The 221-nt window shown below is 48.4% G+C and carries 1 protein-coding gene; it reads right to left on the bottom strand.

The genetic code is table 11. The annotated features are described in order from the left end of the window. Positions 1 to 53: 53 nt before the first annotated feature. The gene (locus ACXAH0_RS25410; RefSeq protein ID WP_475196136.1) at positions 54 to 209 is read right to left on the bottom strand and encodes a hypothetical protein; all 156 of its coding nucleotides are present in this window, start codon (positions 207 to 209) and stop codon (positions 54 to 56) included. Positions 210 to 221 lie beyond the last annotated feature (12 nt).

Genomic DNA, 221 nt, shown 5'->3' with positions numbered 1-221 from the left:
CTGACTGCTCCCTCACATTTTTGAGGAAGCTTCTGATCAAAATTATCAGGGGGTCACTTTTGCATGCCGATTACCCCAAGATGGGGGTCAATCTTGCATGCCGATCCACACACAAGGTGCTCGAAAGTGGAAAATCGCTTACACCATTTGTCACTCGCATAGGCTGCGGTGAGGGAATTGATCTGGCGGCGGGGAAGATGCTTTATGATCTGATGAAAAAC

This window comes from Roseibium sp. AWQ4_290, assembly GCF_056160985.1.
The sequence above is the reverse complement of the archived record's forward strand: the minus strand, read 5'-3'. Positions and strand labels throughout refer to the sequence as shown.